Here is a 14,103-nt window from a genome sequence, read left to right on the forward strand (position 1 = left end):
CCCCCACCGCGCGAGCCTGATCGCGAATCACCCCCGAGGCGGCCCGCCCCTGCACACCGACCGCACCCCCTGCATCGACGGTCTCCCCCGAGTTGGTATCAAACCCGGCCGCGGTCACGTGCGCGCGCTGGTAGGTGCCCCCGGCCGCTGTCGCGCCACCAGTCAAGCTGCTATCTCCGCCAGCTGGGGCGGCCGGCACCGGACCCCGGTCACCACCGGCGGCGAACACCTGGCCTCCCGCAGAGCCATGCCCGGCAGGAAACAACCCGTGCCCACGAGTCAGCAGCCGGTCCACCCCAGCCACAAACGCCGCAACACTCACCCACCAAAATTAACCCGGCCAAATCCCCCCGGCCACAGCCAAACACACCCAGTTCAGGGCATGCGCTGTCAGCGACCGCCCTGCGGATACGTCGGCGGCCCGAACGGCCCATAAGGCTTATACGGCTCAGGAATCAAATCGCCGTGCCACAGGAAAATCCCCGAGCCCGGCACATACTCATTCCACCCATACGGCGGCAGCTCACCACTGCCCGGCGGGTAAATCTTCGCGCCGGGGAACGCCGACTGCGGCACCCACACACCGGAATTGGGGCTTAACTCGATATAACGATCGGGATTGCCGTGTGAGTCCGACAACGTTGGTGGCCCCAACGCCCCCGGCGGAAGCGTCTTATAACCCGGGATCTCATCGGACCTGACGAAATAATGCGGAACCTGAGCCGGATCTTTCGTCCTGTCATAAACATCGACCCACGGCGGCGAATCCGGATAGTTCGGCGGACCCAGCCCGCCCACCCCGGCACCGTAGGGCATGTGCCGCTGATCGCCAGGCTTCCACCTATCCGAGGAATCCAACGGCACCGCCGGCGGCGAATCCTTCGCCCCATCAGAAAGCGTCTGATACCCCGCGGCTGTTTGCCGCAACGTCGCCGACACGCCCTGGTACTGGGTCTTCGTCGCCTGCAACTGGCCCTGCATCGCCGAGAGCTGCTGATCCATCGCGGCCATAATCAGATGCGCCCCCGCCGGCGTCCGACCCAACGTCGTACTGGATGCCCCGATCGCACGGGCCTGATCACGAATCACCCCCGAGGCCAGCCGGCCCTGCTGACCAATCGCCGTGCCCTGTTCGGCCGACTCCTGCAACTCCTGATCAAGACCCGCCGCTCCGGCGCGCGACTGCTGATAAGAGCCAGCGGCCCGAAACACCCCGGCACGCAACCCACTCCCACCATCAGGCGACGCCGGCACCGCACCGCCCTCACCAGCGGCCGGTAACTCCCCGCCCTCACCGCCGGTCGGATACAAGTCATGCGCACGCGTCAAAATGCGGTCGACACCCGCCACAAACGCCGCAATACTCACCCAACAAAATTAACCCGACGCCATCGGCCCAGGCCACATCCAGCGCAGGCGAAACCATCACAAAGCGAAGTACTACATACCTGGCGTTCGGTACCATGTACCTATGGCTTTCAATGTGAAAGACGAAGAGGTGATCCAATTCGCCGACGAGCTCGCCGCCCGCCTGCACCTCCCCAGCCGCATCGACGCAATCCGCTACGCACTGCGCGCCCAGATCGAGATCACCCAATCCCGCACGGGAAACCGCGCCGACGAACTGCTCGACGTCCTCAGAACCGAGATCTGGCCACTGCTGCACGACCGATCCCCCATCACTAAGACCGAACGCGAACAAGCGCTCGGATACAACGACGCCACGGGCGTGTGAGCGCCGTGATCATCGACTCGTCAGCCGTTATTGCCTTGATCCAAGGCGAAGCCCCTTACACCGAACAGATCGCGGCCGCGCTCGCCGGCGACCGTAGCCCGGTCATGTCCACGGCGAACGCCGCCGAATGCCTCATCGTGCTCACCAGCCGCCACGGCGCCACAGCCCGCACCGTCTTCGACCGGCTCCGGTCCGAAATCAACCTCGAATTCCAACCATTCACACTCGAGCACGCGTGGATCGCACATCGGGCCTACCTCCAGTACGGAAAGGGTCGCCACCCCGCCGCCCTCAACTACGGAGACACCATGGCATACGCCACCGCCAAACTCGCGCAGGAACCACTCATTGCGATCGGCAATGACTTCGCCCAAACGGACATTGAATTCGACGGCGTCACCGGCTACTGGCCGACACACTAATTTCGTTGCACCACAAGGCAATATGCATCAGTTAGCGACATCGCAGCAGTGTGCTCGTGTAACCCCAAGACCCGCAGCGTCTCGGCGTTGATCTGTTCACATGCCCGCTGCCGAGCTAGATCGTCGGGTCTGGTCACCGCGCTAGCTTGACTTTCCGCAGCCCGGCGCTCTCCACAACCACGTACGATTGTTCCGACGGCCTTGGTCACGACACCAAGCGCAGAACACACGGCCGCCATGCGCTGCACGCGAGCAAAACCGCTGAGGCGCAACGATTCCACTTCGTCGCGCAGTGCTTCCCGGCCCGCAGCGTTTACCACACCCGAACTTAAGAGAACGTCTAACTCTCTCAAACGAGCTTGTCGCTGCTCCCAATCATTAACAGCCTCAACATAATTTATCTCTGCCACCAAGTCCCTTGCCGCCCGGAACACCGTTATCGCGAGGCCGATTGGCCCACGAGTGGCGGTTTCCTTTTGCACCCCCCGCACGGGTCGTGGCGGCGGCTCTGCGAGCAGCTGGGCCACCTTGGCGGTCAGATCGTCGATCAACGCAGAACTAGGTCCTTCAAGGGCGCCCGTATCCCGGCGACCCAAGCCGCATACACGACGTTGAGCAGATCCCCGCCGTGCTGCTCCCAGCACAGCAAGGCCTCCAGCTGCCGGCAACGGACGAACTCCCTTGTGTAGCTGACCGTTTGGTCAGGGCTTTCCACCCCGTTCAACCCCGGCCGCTGGCAAGCCATCTGCACCAGCGCGTCCTCATGTTCCTCGCCGAGTAACGCCCACTCCTGGGCCGTCGGCCACCGTTCGGCCACCAACGCGTTCGCCACCGACTGAGCAAGTGGCGACAAATCCTCGCCCGGAATACCAAACGCCAACTGGCGAATCAGAGTTCGGCAGTAGTGCCGGACCGTCGACTCATCAGCCGCAACCAGATCGGTGTACAGCGCCGCATCCACCGTCTGCAGACGGTGCGCCCGCGACGGAGACAACTCCGCCGACATGTTGTCCGGCCCGAGATTCGGTTTCACGCCCGTCGCAACCTCCGGCGACGGGTGCTCGGCAAGATACTCAGACGGCATCGCCCACGACGTCGCCACCGCGCTCACGGTATCGCCAAGCTCCCGCGCCGCCCGCACCGCCTTATCGGCAGGGTTGACCCAGCCGAACCAGCGCGCGTCAAAATCTCCATCGTGCCCGCCAGCGATCGGCATTGTCTTGCGCAGAAACACCCCAGGCGGAATATAGGCGGCACCATCATTGGTGGCCACCCAGTACGTCGGCATGCCAGACGCGTTGCGGCCCACCGCCACAGCCCAATCCAAACCCGGGTCAGTCACGCTGGCGGCCCCAGCCAGCTCGGCGACCAACGCCTTGGCCTGATCCAGATCAGATTCAGCCATATCGCGGCGAACCGCTGCGCTCTCACGCCGACCGGCGACGGGCATCAGCCCGGTCCCCGCCCCCGCACCCGCCCCGGCACCACCAGCCTCAGCTGGAATCGACGGTGTAGCCGGCGCAGAACCCACCGGCGGAGCCGCCGACGTGGCCTGCGGAGGAAGCACCGAACCATACGACGTCATACCACCTGCCGGCATACCGGTCGCCGGCGCTGGAGCTGGAGCCGAAGCAGCAGCCGGCGGTGTAGCAGCCACAGGAGCCGCCGCCGGCGCCGCCGACGTCGGAGCAGACTCGATCGGCGCCGCCAACGGTGTCATCGGAGCCTGCGTCACCGGCGGCAGACCACCCGCTGCCGAAGCACCAGCGGCCAAACCACGGCCGAAATCCATTCCCAACGACGGCATCGGGGAACCCTGCAAACCGGGCGCGCTCAGGCCCGTAGGCGGTGACATACCTCCCGGCAACCCGCCGAAACCACCCATCAATCCTTGCAGAGGGCCCATTGGAAGGCCGCCGCCCGACCCGCCGCCAGGCAGACTGGGCATACTCGGCAGACCGCCATTTAGCAATGACGTCAATGGGTTATGCGTCGGGGGCGTTATCGTCTCGGGGCGAGTTCCGGGAGGCCCAGATGACAGCCCATGGTGCCCGCGCCCTAATCCCAGTCCGTTACCAGCGTCTTTCGGTACAGGTTGATCGGGGATCGGATTAGTCCCAGGCGGGGTTGCAACTGAAGGGTCAGTTGAAGATGGATCCGTTGAGCTATCCGTCCCGTGTCCGGCTTGTTTGAACTTGGGACCGGCTCCGGGGCCACCCTCCTTGAAGTGGTTGGTGAATTGGGTCGTGTATTGAGTGACGAAGCCTTGCAGTTCAGATGAATAACCTTGAATTGCCGTTCGATGTACTCCGAGGATCACCGCCACCTGCGCGAGTGAGTGACCCGAGCCGCTCCGCAGAAAAGCCTCGGCCTCTTGATGCGCCTGCTTGCTCTCGTTGAACATGTGCTTTTTGGCGCTCGCGACGTCGGCGGCGGCACGCTTGATGAAATCCGATGCAGCACCGCTGATGTCGGCCTGGTGGAATTTAATCGCGGCCGCTTGTTTGTAGGCCTCATAAGCTGCGTCTGCGCTCTTACCCACCCATGAGCCTCCGTTCAGCACGCCGTTGGCAGCCTGTTGGACGTCCATTGCGGCGTTATCGAACGATTTCGACGCATCCTTCAGCATGTCCGCGTCGCCGGTCAGAAGGGTTTCCGAGTCTGCGGGCCACACGAAAGGTTGAAACAGGATATGCACGAACGGGCCCTGCGGCTTTGGGTGATCACCGCCGCCGCCAATATGCGGGACGCCTGACGGCAGCTTGGAGAGCGCCTTCGCCGGAGTGAACAGATTCAGCAGCCGCTCTGCCTGCTTGTTATTACGCTCGGCCCACCAAGTAGGGACCTCGGCCGCACTTGGGCCTGGTATCGCAGCCATTCATAACCTACCGAGGTAGCCCGCAAACATCCACGAGCGCGTCAACCGCGCCGTTCGATACGGCTGTCAAACGGTTGATTTCATTTATTGAGGTATTGCCCATAGCCGCGGTAGCGACGTCAAGTGTCGTGGTGATGTATCTCCGTGCCGCCGATGCGACGTCAGCAGGCACAGCGGGAACAAGCGCATTCTGTACCGCCACCGCGCTAGTTACGGCTTGAAGAGTCACGGGCATATTCAAGTTACCTTCGACCCGGTACCCGCCCTGCCCTTTTTGGCCCGCAGAAACATCGAACACGTGGCATAGATTTTGCTTTGCTGCGGCGGATTCGGCGGGGCTGAACTGCGGCGTTGGCGAAGCGGAGTTAGGTGCTGCCGGCGCGACGGAGGGCTGCCCGCCTGGCTGTACACGCGAATCGCTTCGCATCGCTACAACGGTGATTGTCGCTGTGACGACGGCTGAGAGGACGATCGCAAGCAATAACCCCAGGGCTGTTCGCGCCGAAACGTGACGTCGAGGCCCGCTGCCTCGCGGAAAAGCGCTTGGGAACGGGGCTGCTGGCGGCGGTGTCGCTCCCGGCGTAGGAGAAGACGCGGGAGGTGGCAAGGTTACCGACGGGGACCCGGTTCTCGACCATGGTGATGACATTCTGCCGCCCTCTGTCGTTACGTCGTCAGCACGCTGGAGTTACCGGCTTCAGCGCTTTGAACTGTTGCAATGCTGAACTCTCTGCTTCCTGCGTTCGTAGCCGCGCGCCCGGCTGCATGGGCCTCCGCCACCGCGAGCGCCCCGATAGCAGCTCCTACTAGTGACGTTGTATAGCCACCAATCGTGAGGCTCTGAACACTCGAACCCGCCTGCTGAGCGGTCGCGGCATCCGCGGCGGACAAGCCGGCCTCGGTCTCCGCCACATCCATGGTGAACTTGCCTGCACTCATGCTCCGCATCTTACCGCCGGTGTTGGGGCTGCACATCGGCTAACCAGCGCCGATTGCGGGCGCTGGGAAGTCCGTTTTCCGTCCGCTACGTCTGCTTGCGCGGTTTGCGCAGTCCTTGAGGGACGGGCGGCACGCCCTTCGCCGGCTTGGGCCCTGCTGGATAGCCGCCCTTCTTTTCGATCCCATCGTCTCGAGGGACCGCCCGTTCGATGCGTTCTTGCTTTGCCATCGCGCTCAACCTCCCATACCGCTCAGATCAACAAATTCTATGTATTCAATCTCTGACCAGCGGATTAACAGCCCAACTCCGAGATAGATCGGGTCGCCGTTGGCGTCGGATGAAACCGCGCCATCCGCGGATACTGCGACCTGCTCGGCGATGTAAAGCTCCTGGTCTTCACCGTAGGCGCTCGCATACGCCGGCCGGTACCAGATTCCAGCCTTCCACTCCTGGCTGTCCTTGAGCTTGAGCGTGACGTATCCCGTGCGGTTCTTGGAGAACAGTCGATCCCAGGCCCGCGGCTCAGGATCAGTCCCGGAAATGAAGGCCAGCAGGTGTTTAAGCGTGTTCTTCGGCCAACCAAGGACCCGTCGAGAACTGGGCTTCCATTCGCGGGAATCCTCCATCCACACGCCCACCAGGTAGGGGACGATGACGTAGGCAGAGATCGCGACCCACCACGACCACGGCAGCACATTGGGCGCGGTCGCGCCGGTCACGATGACGTGGCGGTAGCCATAGTAGGTCGCTGGAGCCAGCAGCACGTGAAATGCCGCCGAGGTCGCCAAGAAACGGAAGATCAGCGTCGCCGCGTCTGTTTTCCGCCATGCCCAGCTGGCACCGTGGCTTTCCCGCGCGATTGTGTACACCGCGCCGGGAAGGACAGCGATGACCGCGACAAGCAGTGCCTGAAACGTCGTCACAATAAGGACTCGACTTAGCTCAGTAGGGCCAGGCGGGGGTCATCGGCCCACGCGTCACCCAGGATCCCGTAGGCGCTCCACAAGCTCAGTGCGGGCGCGGCCGGGCCGCTGAGCCGCACTGGATAGGTTGAGTCGAACCCGAGCGTCAGTGTCCATTGCTGCAAATCCGGGTAGAACTGTGTGCAAGCCCCGAACCAGAAACTGACCAGGCCGTGCGCGGCGGTCGTACAGATCAGCCGGTCGGTCGTCATGATGACCGGGCATGTTTGGTGAAACCGCCATTGGGCGGCGGCGCGTTGGGCTGCGACCGTTTTGCGACGATGATTGACCACGCCTTGGACCGCCAGTGCGCCGAACATCACCGCTGGGCGGCCGGCAACAATCAACGGCAGCGGCGAATACGAGCCATCTCCCCCGCAGAAGCGGCTGTAGTCGATCTCTGCACTGAGCAGCGCCTGTTCGCCGGGTTCGAGGACCGGCCCATACACCGCGACCGGGGTCGGTACACGCCCGGCACGCAGCGCGGCCGCGCACCCAACGCTGTAGTGCCACCACTGCTCGGCGGGCGTGCGCGGCTGTGATGCCGCCTGCGGCCGGCACGTGCGTTGAGCGCCGCCCGGGTGGCCGTCGTCGACGACGCGGGCTGGTGTCGACGAAGCCCGGCGAACCGGAAGGTTATGCCGCTGTAGCGGTGGCATTCCTGGAATGTCGAACATGCCCGCACCGTACCTTTTCGATGTGACATAGCCCGCCGACTAGCGGGCTCCTCGTTTTCCGCGAAGCACATGTACTCGGGTTTTCGGGGCGATCAGCGGGGCGTCGGCCGGGCCCTTCAGGTAGTCGCCTATATAGCGTGGTTTTCGTTGCGAGAGCCCCGGCCCGCAAGCCTGCTGGCGCCAGTGTCCAGACACCGGGAACCGATGGCTATAGGTTCGGCCCGAGTCCGCCGCCCGCGACTGTCTTTGGGCGCGCAGTATGTCGACGACGGTTACCAGGGAAGGCCGCGGCGGCACCGGGGCGGGCATATCGGTGCCTTCGGTTGGGTCGGGCCGCGGGCGCGGCTCGGGAGTGGGGCCGATTGTTCGTGTTTCGGCGATGTTGGTTTGGGCCATGAGCAGCCAGGCCGCGCCCAGGGCGCTGATGAACGGGTACGCGCTTTCTCCACCGTTGGCTTCCTCGGTGCGCGGCACATCGGGCCGAATCATGATGGTGTGAGCGCCCCATAGCGGCGAGCTCGTGTTGGCCATGCGCAGCACGGCGGCGTTCTGCTCAGCGCGTGAGGCTGGCGTGAGCTGCAACAGCCCATCTGGCCTTCGCCACCACCAGATCGCGTCCCAGGGAATGTCGATGATCGTCGCGACCTCGCGGTCAAGGGGGCGCGCGGTGACTCCAGGCCTGTTGAGGTCCATTTCGACCGCCTCTTGGGTGGGCACACCACTTGAGACGGTGCCGGCGGATTTCGCCCAACATAAAAGGCCGGTCTCGGCTGGCATTGCCGCCTCAGGTGTCCACTCCGGCAACGACTTTGACGCTTCGAGCGCCACGTCGACTATGTCGCGCGAGACCCAGTACAGCTCGGCGATACGTAGCGCCGCCGCTTCGGTTCGTATCGTGTCGGCAGTGGCGGCGAACTTATCTATAAGCCGCTCGATCTTCCTCATTTGCGCGACGCGCTCAGGTGGAGCGCCGGGCGGCAGTGCGTTGCGGTACTCCTCAAATGTCAGATCCGCGGCGGCCTCCATGGCATAGCACCACTGCCGCCGGATGATAGGCATGCTGGTGGCCGCCCATGGTGCCGCTCCGCGTCGACGACTCACGGGCGGATCTCTCTGAGTTCGGCTAAAAGTCGGATCGCTTCGGTGCGCTCGGCATCGGCGAGCCAGGGCAGCATCCAGATCAGCGCCTCCTCGGTTTCGCGTGAGGCCGTGCTGAATTCGTCATCCATCGCGGCGCGGGCGGCCTCGGACATGTGGTCGCGATGCTCGAGGAACGCATGGCGCATTTTGACCAGTCGATGAGCGACAGCGAATCGTTCGGCGGCGGCCCTCGCGGTGTCCGCGCTGACAGCCGGTGGCACGGCGGTGGTGCCGGCGGTAGTGACCGCTCGAGGTGCGTTGCCGTCTAAGACGGCGTCGACGCTGCCGTCCTGCCATTCCAGCGCGCGTTCTAGGGCTCGGCGTAGCCGGCGGGTGAGTCGGCCTGAGCGGTTGGTTTCCACCGCGCGCACAGTGGCTACCGACATGCCGGCGCGTTCGGCGACGTCGGGCTGGGTCAGCTTCAATTGTTTGCGGCGAAGTCGAACTTCGTCGGCGAGCTGCTCCCAGGACATGACCCGTATCTTGCCCGACAAACCGCCAGATTTCCCCATCCGCGCCGCTAAAACAGGTGATTCAGCGGTTTTCGTCGCCGATGCGTTGAGCAGCGCCGGCTCAACCATGAAACACGGTCTGACATGCGGTGACACCGTGTGCTGGTGCTCGCTTCGAGCGCACGTGCGGGTACCCATCCCAGAATTTTAGCGGTCAAACCGCTAAAACCGCTAAAAACTCTGTTAGATTATCGGTAATTCACGGGCGTACCGCCTCAGTGAAGAAGCCCAGCACCTACCAAGGGAAGGACGCCTCCAATGACGATCAACCTCGCCCCCGCCGCCGACACCCGCGCCAACGCCAGACCGTTTGCGTCCTTCCAGATGCGCGCTGATGTGCGCCTCTTCCAGACCAGCCAGCACGTGGCCTGCCAAGAAGACCCCGAGCTCTTCTTTGACCCGCGCGCCAAACACCGCGCCATCAAGCGCTGCGCCGAATGCCCCTTCCGCGGCCGGTGCGGCTACAACGCCGTGGCCACCGGAGCCACTCACGGAATCTGGGGCGGCATCATGCTGCCCGGCGCCCAACCCAAGGAACTCAAGCCGGTCTATGCGCGGCTGGCCGCCCAGTTCGAGCAGCGCCGCCAAGCCGAACTCGGTGACCTGCGAGTCGCCCCGCTGCCAGACCTCGACGACACCGACGACACCGACGATGTCGACGACGAACCGCTGATCTTTCACGCCGGCGCGGCATAGGAGGTTGCCATGAGCTCCGTCGTTGCAGAGCACCCCGTAGTCACCAGCGTCGATGACAACGGCACCGAACGCATCACAGTGTTCGACCACGACACGTCGGTGATTTGCGGAGCCTTCAAACCCGCCGGCCATCTCTATTGGCGGCTGTACCTGACCACGGCGGTGGCCAGCTCCGGGTGCACCGCCACCCAACTGCCGCCCGCGCATGTACTGGCAGCACGCCGCGAGGACGCCTGTCGATGGGTCGAACTGATCGCCCACCTCTACACCCACCCCGCCGCGGTCGACGGATAAACCCCCGTAGCGACCGCGCCTGCGGCCCGCCGCTGCCCTTGCCCTAAGGACTGCTAACTATGACTATTCGCGAAATTGCCTGCGAGACAGATGCGTTCGACGCCGACGGCGCACCGCTATCCGGGCGCGTTGACAGACCACCTGAGAACACATTCGATTGCCTCGGCAGTGCCCCCATGATTCCAAGCTGTTTTCTCAGACGGCTGGCCGTAACCTAAGCCTGAAGACGTTGTGGCGTTGATACATCGGCTTTTTCGAATTGCCGGTATCGCCTGCTCGGCGCCCTCATTCACCAATTCTTCTGCGCGCCATGGTTTTTCCAACCGGAATCACCATTCGTCGCGCAGCACCTTGAGTTCATGCCAGGACGATTCCGGCCCCCAGTACCGGTCAATCGCGGCCTGAGCCACCTCACGCAGTCTTTGCGTGCCCTCGCTGAGCACTTCGGTGATCAAATCTTCCAGGCCCGTGTAGGTGTAATCGGCCAGCGCGGTCGGCGCGATGAACAGATCGCACAGATACCCGTCGCCGTCGAACGTCGGCATCACTACGTCGCTGATCGGGTCCTGTTCTCGCATGTTGTGCGCGGCGGCGTTGAGTTCGGCCACCAGCGCCCGCGTTACGCGCAGCCCCTGGTCGACGGCGGCGATTCGTTCCTGCGGTGTGCTCACGGGTTCTTCCGATCAGTGGGTTTAGCGCGGCCTTCTCGACGGTTCTTCACCGGCTCACTGTTGGCCGGCGCCACCACTTTCAACTTGCGTTCCTGGTAGAGCTGCTTGTTGTTCGGGCCGGCGCCCTCCCCGGTTCCCCGCATGGGCGGCATCATCGGACCCACTGCGCCCATCGCCGGTGCAGGCGCCTCCGCCGGTGTCGGCGCCGAGGGCGCAGAGGCGGGTGCGGCCGCCGGCGGTGCGGACGCCACCTCGGTAGGCGCGGCCAGTGGCATGTCCCCCCCACCCGCCGGCTCTGCGTCGCCTCCGCCGCCACCGGCGCCGAGATCCCCGGGAGAAGGTAGATCACCTGCCGGAGGCTCTGGGGATTGCGGCGACTGCTCCCCGCCGTGCTGCGGCTCACCGGCTTGCGGATGCTGACCCAGGCCACTCATCATCGGCCCGGCCGCCTGCTCCAAACCCTGCAGCGCCTTTTGCGGCGCTGCGGCCAGGCCACCGAGCAAGCCACCCAAGCCGCCGACCACGCCACCGATGATGCCGGGAACGACTTCCGAGGGCAGGCCCCCGGCCGTCTGCGGCAGCGCATCCGCCAGCGGATTAGCCGGGCCGCTGGGATCAACGGCCCCAGGCGGCCACGTCGGCCCGGCAGTCAGATTCTCACCGACACCTGGACCGCCCTGCACCGGCTGCAAGGGCGCGCCTTTGGGCGAGTGCTGCGGCTGCGGCGGCCCCACCGGGCCATCGCCGGGACCAGCAGGTGGAACAGCAGGGGGCACAGTCGAAGTGGGAGCATCCGGCGGCGGCACAGGCATCTTCGGGTTACTCGGTGCCGCTTCGGCGAAGGTATAGGTGCTAAACCCCGTCGTCGAAGCCTGATAGAGCTTGCTGACCTTGACCTGCGCCTTGACGACGGCCACCCGTTGGGCGCCACCGGTGCGCGCATTGGACTGCAGCGCCGCCTTGAGCTCGCGCTCCGCGTCAAGCACGTGGCGATACGGCGGGACATCGGTGAGCGCTTTGGAGAAGTTCTGCACATGAGCCTTGGCCTGATCAGCCAGGCCCTGCACATACTTGGCGTGACCCTGATACCAGGTTTGCAACGCGCGCATCCGGGTCGTGGCCGCATCGGCGGACTGGGCCTGCCAGCCGTTACCGGTGGTGCCGATCGCTTGGCCGAGTTTATCGGCGGCGTCGTCGAGCTGCTTAGCCTCCGAGCGCAGGCTGGTCTCCACGGCCTCCCACGTCTTTTTGCCCGTGCCGGCGCGACCGGTCTCGATCAAACGAGCGACGTCACGCGGGCTCGCCGGCACCTCACCTGCGGGCAGATCCGTGCCCAGCCCGCCCGCCACGAGATCCGCCGGCACCACATGACCCGGCGCGCCGGTGTACCCGGCCGGCACGGCCGCGGCCGCACCACCGCCGCGTCCCAGCGTCGCGGCCGAGCGCACTTCCTGCTCGTCGTAGGCCGAGGCGCTGGCATCCAGCTTCACCCCGAACTGGCGCGCCAACACATTGGCCATCGCCGTGTATTTGCGCGCCAAACTCACCTGGGCGGTGAAACGCGTGCTCGCGCCCACCGACACCATGTCGGCAGCGCTGGGCTGTACATGATTCGAGCCCGGCGTTGCGGCGCCGCCAGCGGCCTCGGCCTGCCGGCCTGCCGCCCGCACGACCTCGGTATCGACGCGTACTGAATCCGCCACCAAGTAGCCTTCGAGTTACGTCTTCAAAATTTGCTGGCTGGCCTCTTCGGTCTGCTGGTAAGAAGAAATGCTCGACCGAATATGGCCAGCCACACCCTCGCAATACTGCCCCAGCGACCGGCCCGCCGCTGACCGCGCCTGCAGCGTCTCGTTCAACGCCTCACGAACTTCCCACCCAATGTCGCCGAAGCGTTGACCCATGCTTTCGGCGGTGCCGGGATCGACGGTCAGGCGCTCGCGCACCCGCGGCGCCTCTTGATCCCACCACTGCGCGTGCTGGTCCCACTCATCGAAATCCAGCTTCACGTCGTCGCCGGCCACCGCACACCTCCCATAGAACTTGGCTATTTGCTAAGCCTAACAACGGCTCAACGGCCTGCGCATCGGTCACGAATTAAAAATCGATGGTTCGCCGATATTCTTCGACGTCGGTCAAACTCGGCCAGCCCGGCGTGGTCGGCAGGGCAGCACCGCTGTCCTCAATGATGCGCATGCGCTGTTCGGCGCGCGCTCGCATCAACGCCAGCCGGTGCAGCCGCACAATCCGATCCGCCAGCATGTCAGCGGTCCACGATCGCATCACCTCGGGCTCGAGCTGGACCCGCAACCCCTGACCCTGCCAATCCAGCTCGACCATCAACGCGCCATCGGCGGACCATTCAGCGACAGTGGGAAGTACTTCCTGCTGCTCGTCGGTCACCGCGACTCCCGCATCGTTGGCCCACATCTAGCTACCGCTGGTGTTCGTGATCCCCGGCTGACCGGCCGGTGCTGGCGCACCCGGCACGGTCGGGACCGGTGTCGTCCCGGTGAGCTGAGGCGGATCGACCCAGCCCAGAAAATCTCCCGTAGGCAGTGCGCTTTGCGGTTGCAGCTGCCCATCAAGCCAGATTTTGCCATTACCCATGTACATCACCGGGTCGCGACTCTTGAATTGGGCGATTTGACCGGGTACCAAATGGCTCGGATCTGCCGGCGCGGTCACCGGGGTCCCCGGCGGAGGCAACTCCACATGGGCCTGCTTCCACCCATCGGCGACCGTCGCCCCGTTCAACACCGCCCGCACTGCGGCGGCGTGCTGGACAGTGGAAGCCGTCACCGGGGAACCGTCGGGCATCTGGACTACCCGGCTCGGGTCACCACCGGCGCTGGCGGGCACCGCCGCGGGCGGGGCGGGCTGGCCGCTGGGCTGCGGCGCAGTCGTGCCCGCTGGCTGGGTCGTGCCGTTCTTCTCGCCCTTGTCGCTGGTGTCGTCCTTGCCCGACGTCGCGTCAGAGTTCTTGCCGCCGTCGCCGTCCCCTTTGCCATGCGAGGCGTCTTGGAAGTCGTCTGACTTGCCGTGGTCGTGGGCGTCAGTGTCTTTGAACCCGTCACCGCCGCCCTGGCCGGCCAACTGACTTGCCAGCGGGCCCATCGCGCCCAGCGCATCCATCGGCAACGACCCCGCGGCCCCGCCCAGCGCGCCAGGAATAC

General features: G+C 64.8%; 17 protein-coding genes and 2 pseudogenes. 4 read left to right on the forward strand and 15 right to left on the reverse strand.

Going from position 1 to position 14,103, the window contains the following annotated elements:
- Both B8W69_RS31110 and B8W69_RS28895 read right to left on the reverse strand, forming a co-directional pair.
- Positions 1–322: pseudogene (locus tag B8W69_RS31110) on the reverse strand (hypothetical protein); the annotation flags it as partial.
- Positions 323–390: 68 nt separating this feature from the next.
- Complete coding sequence (locus tag B8W69_RS28895) at positions 391–1,368, reverse strand: hypothetical protein (RefSeq protein ID WP_245843417.1); 978 nt, start codon at positions 1,366–1,368, stop codon at positions 391–393.
- A 103-nt stretch (positions 1,369–1,471) separates the two neighbouring features.
- On the opposite strand from B8W69_RS28895, the gene B8W69_RS28900 reads away from it, so the two are divergent.
- Positions 1,472–1,735 carry a type II toxin-antitoxin system VapB family antitoxin gene (locus B8W69_RS28900; protein ID WP_085293076.1) on the forward strand — a complete coding sequence of 88 codons (264 nt, stop codon included), beginning with the start codon at positions 1,472–1,474 and terminating at the stop codon, positions 1,733–1,735.
- Positions 1,736–1,740: 5 nt separating this feature from the next.
- Positions 1,741–2,157 carry a type II toxin-antitoxin system VapC family toxin gene (locus tag B8W69_RS28905; RefSeq protein WP_085293086.1) on the forward strand — a complete coding sequence of 139 codons (417 nt, stop codon included), beginning with the start codon at positions 1,741–1,743 and terminating at the stop codon, positions 2,155–2,157.
- Here the strand turns inward: B8W69_RS28905 and B8W69_RS30410 are convergent.
- The 8 genes from B8W69_RS30410 to B8W69_RS28935 form a co-directional block, all read right to left on the reverse strand.
- Positions 2,154–2,708, reverse strand: coding sequence for a hypothetical protein (locus tag B8W69_RS30410; protein WP_133058048.1), 555 nt, complete (start codon positions 2,706–2,708; stop codon positions 2,154–2,156). The genes B8W69_RS28905 and B8W69_RS30410 overlap by 4 nt on opposite strands.
- A complete protein-coding gene (locus B8W69_RS30415) occupies positions 2,705–5,035 on the reverse strand; it encodes a WXG100 family type VII secretion target (RefSeq protein ID WP_133058049.1) in 2,331 nt (776 codons plus the stop codon). The genes B8W69_RS30410 and B8W69_RS30415 overlap by 4 nt, the downstream gene beginning before the upstream one ends.
- A 7-nt stretch (positions 5,036–5,042) precedes the next feature.
- Positions 5,043–5,684 carry an Rv2240c family protein gene (locus tag B8W69_RS32405; protein WP_500684411.1) on the reverse strand — a complete coding sequence of 214 codons (642 nt, stop codon included), beginning with the start codon at positions 5,682–5,684 and terminating at the stop codon, positions 5,043–5,045.
- Between the two features lie 17 nt (positions 5,685–5,701).
- Positions 5,702–5,974, reverse strand: a complete 273-nt coding sequence (locus B8W69_RS28915) for a hypothetical protein (protein WP_133058050.1) — start codon at positions 5,972–5,974, stop codon at positions 5,702–5,704.
- A 234-nt stretch (positions 5,975–6,208) separates the two neighbouring features.
- The gene (locus tag B8W69_RS28920) at positions 6,209–6,898 is read right to left on the reverse strand and encodes a DUF6338 family protein (protein WP_085293078.1); all 690 of its coding nucleotides are present in this window, start codon (positions 6,896–6,898) and stop codon (positions 6,209–6,211) included.
- Positions 6,899–6,912: 14 nt separating this feature from the next.
- Positions 6,913–7,614, reverse strand: coding sequence for a hypothetical protein (locus B8W69_RS28925; RefSeq protein WP_085293079.1), 702 nt, complete (start codon positions 7,612–7,614; stop codon positions 6,913–6,915).
- Between the two features lie 39 nt (positions 7,615–7,653).
- Entirely contained in the window at positions 7,654–8,640 is a 987-nt protein-coding gene (locus B8W69_RS28930) for a hypothetical protein (protein WP_245843418.1), read from the reverse strand.
- Between the two features lie 71 nt (positions 8,641–8,711).
- Complete coding sequence (locus B8W69_RS28935; RefSeq protein ID WP_165762720.1) at positions 8,712–9,227, reverse strand: helix-turn-helix domain-containing protein; 516 nt, start codon at positions 9,225–9,227, stop codon at positions 8,712–8,714.
- A 297-nt stretch (positions 9,228–9,524) separates the two neighbouring features.
- On the opposite strand from B8W69_RS28935, the gene B8W69_RS28940 reads away from it, so the two are divergent.
- Positions 9,525–9,962 carry a WhiB family transcriptional regulator gene (locus B8W69_RS28940; protein WP_052955344.1) on the forward strand — a complete coding sequence of 146 codons (438 nt, stop codon included), beginning with the start codon at positions 9,525–9,527 and terminating at the stop codon, positions 9,960–9,962.
- A 9-nt stretch (positions 9,963–9,971) separates the two neighbouring features.
- Positions 9,972–10,256 carry a hypothetical protein gene (locus B8W69_RS28945; protein ID WP_085293082.1) on the forward strand — a complete coding sequence of 95 codons (285 nt, stop codon included), beginning with the start codon at positions 9,972–9,974 and terminating at the stop codon, positions 10,254–10,256.
- Between the two features lie 329 nt (positions 10,257–10,585).
- Here the strand turns inward: B8W69_RS28945 and B8W69_RS28950 are convergent, their stop codons facing one another.
- From B8W69_RS28950 to B8W69_RS30830, 5 genes and pseudogenes are all read right to left on the reverse strand, one after another.
- A complete protein-coding gene (locus B8W69_RS28950; RefSeq protein ID WP_047323879.1) occupies positions 10,586–10,927 on the reverse strand; it encodes a hypothetical protein in 342 nt (113 codons plus the stop codon).
- Positions 10,924–12,630: a PE family protein gene (locus tag B8W69_RS28955; protein WP_165762721.1), complete on the reverse strand. Its 1,707-nt coding sequence runs from the start codon at positions 12,628–12,630 to the stop codon at positions 10,924–10,926. Before B8W69_RS28955 ends, B8W69_RS28950 begins: the two co-directional genes overlap by 4 nt.
- Before the next feature lie 15 nt (positions 12,631–12,645).
- Entirely contained in the window at positions 12,646–12,951 is a 306-nt protein-coding gene (locus B8W69_RS28960) for a type VII secretion target (protein WP_047323881.1), read from the reverse strand.
- Positions 12,952–13,024: 73 nt separating this feature from the next.
- Positions 13,025–13,330 (reverse strand): hypothetical protein, encoded by a 306-nt coding sequence (locus B8W69_RS28965; RefSeq protein ID WP_133058051.1) that lies wholly within the window; start codon positions 13,328–13,330, stop codon positions 13,025–13,027.
- A gap of 27 nt (positions 13,331–13,357) precedes the next feature.
- Positions 13,358–14,103: pseudogene (locus B8W69_RS30830) on the reverse strand (DUF4226 domain-containing protein); the annotation flags it as partial.

Source organism: Mycolicibacterium vulneris (assembly GCF_002104765.1).
GTDB classification, from domain to species: Bacteria; Actinomycetota; Actinomycetes; order Mycobacteriales; family Mycobacteriaceae; genus Mycobacterium; species Mycobacterium vulneris.

Excerpts from the sequence above, each read along its gene's own strand:
- B8W69_RS28900 (WP_085293076.1), top strand. The coding sequence starts at position 1,472 with ATGGCTTTCAATGTGAAAGACGAAGAGGTGATCCAATTCGCCGACGAG.
- B8W69_RS30415 (WP_133058049.1), bottom strand. The coding sequence starts at position 5,035 with ATGGCTGCGATACCAGGCCCAAGTGCGGCCGAGGTCCCTACTTGGTGG.
- B8W69_RS32405 (WP_500684411.1), bottom strand. The coding sequence starts at position 5,684 with ATGTCATCACCATGGTCGAGAACCGGGTCCCCGTCGGTAACCTTGCCA.
- B8W69_RS28915 (WP_133058050.1), bottom strand. The coding sequence starts at position 5,974 with ATGAGTGCAGGCAAGTTCACCATGGATGTGGCGGAGACCGAGGCCGGC.
- B8W69_RS28925 (WP_085293079.1), bottom strand. The coding sequence starts at position 7,614 with ATGTTCGACATTCCAGGAATGCCACCGCTACAGCGGCATAACCTTCCG.
- B8W69_RS28930 (WP_245843418.1), bottom strand. The coding sequence starts at position 8,640 with ATGGAGGCCGCCGCGGATCTGACATTTGAGGAGTACCGCAACGCACTG.
- B8W69_RS28935 (WP_165762720.1), bottom strand. The coding sequence starts at position 9,227 with ATGTCCTGGGAGCAGCTCGCCGACGAAGTTCGACTTCGCCGCAAACAA.
- B8W69_RS28940 (WP_052955344.1), top strand. The coding sequence starts at position 9,525 with ATGACGATCAACCTCGCCCCCGCCGCCGACACCCGCGCCAACGCCAGA.
- B8W69_RS28945 (WP_085293082.1), top strand. The coding sequence starts at position 9,972 with ATGAGCTCCGTCGTTGCAGAGCACCCCGTAGTCACCAGCGTCGATGAC.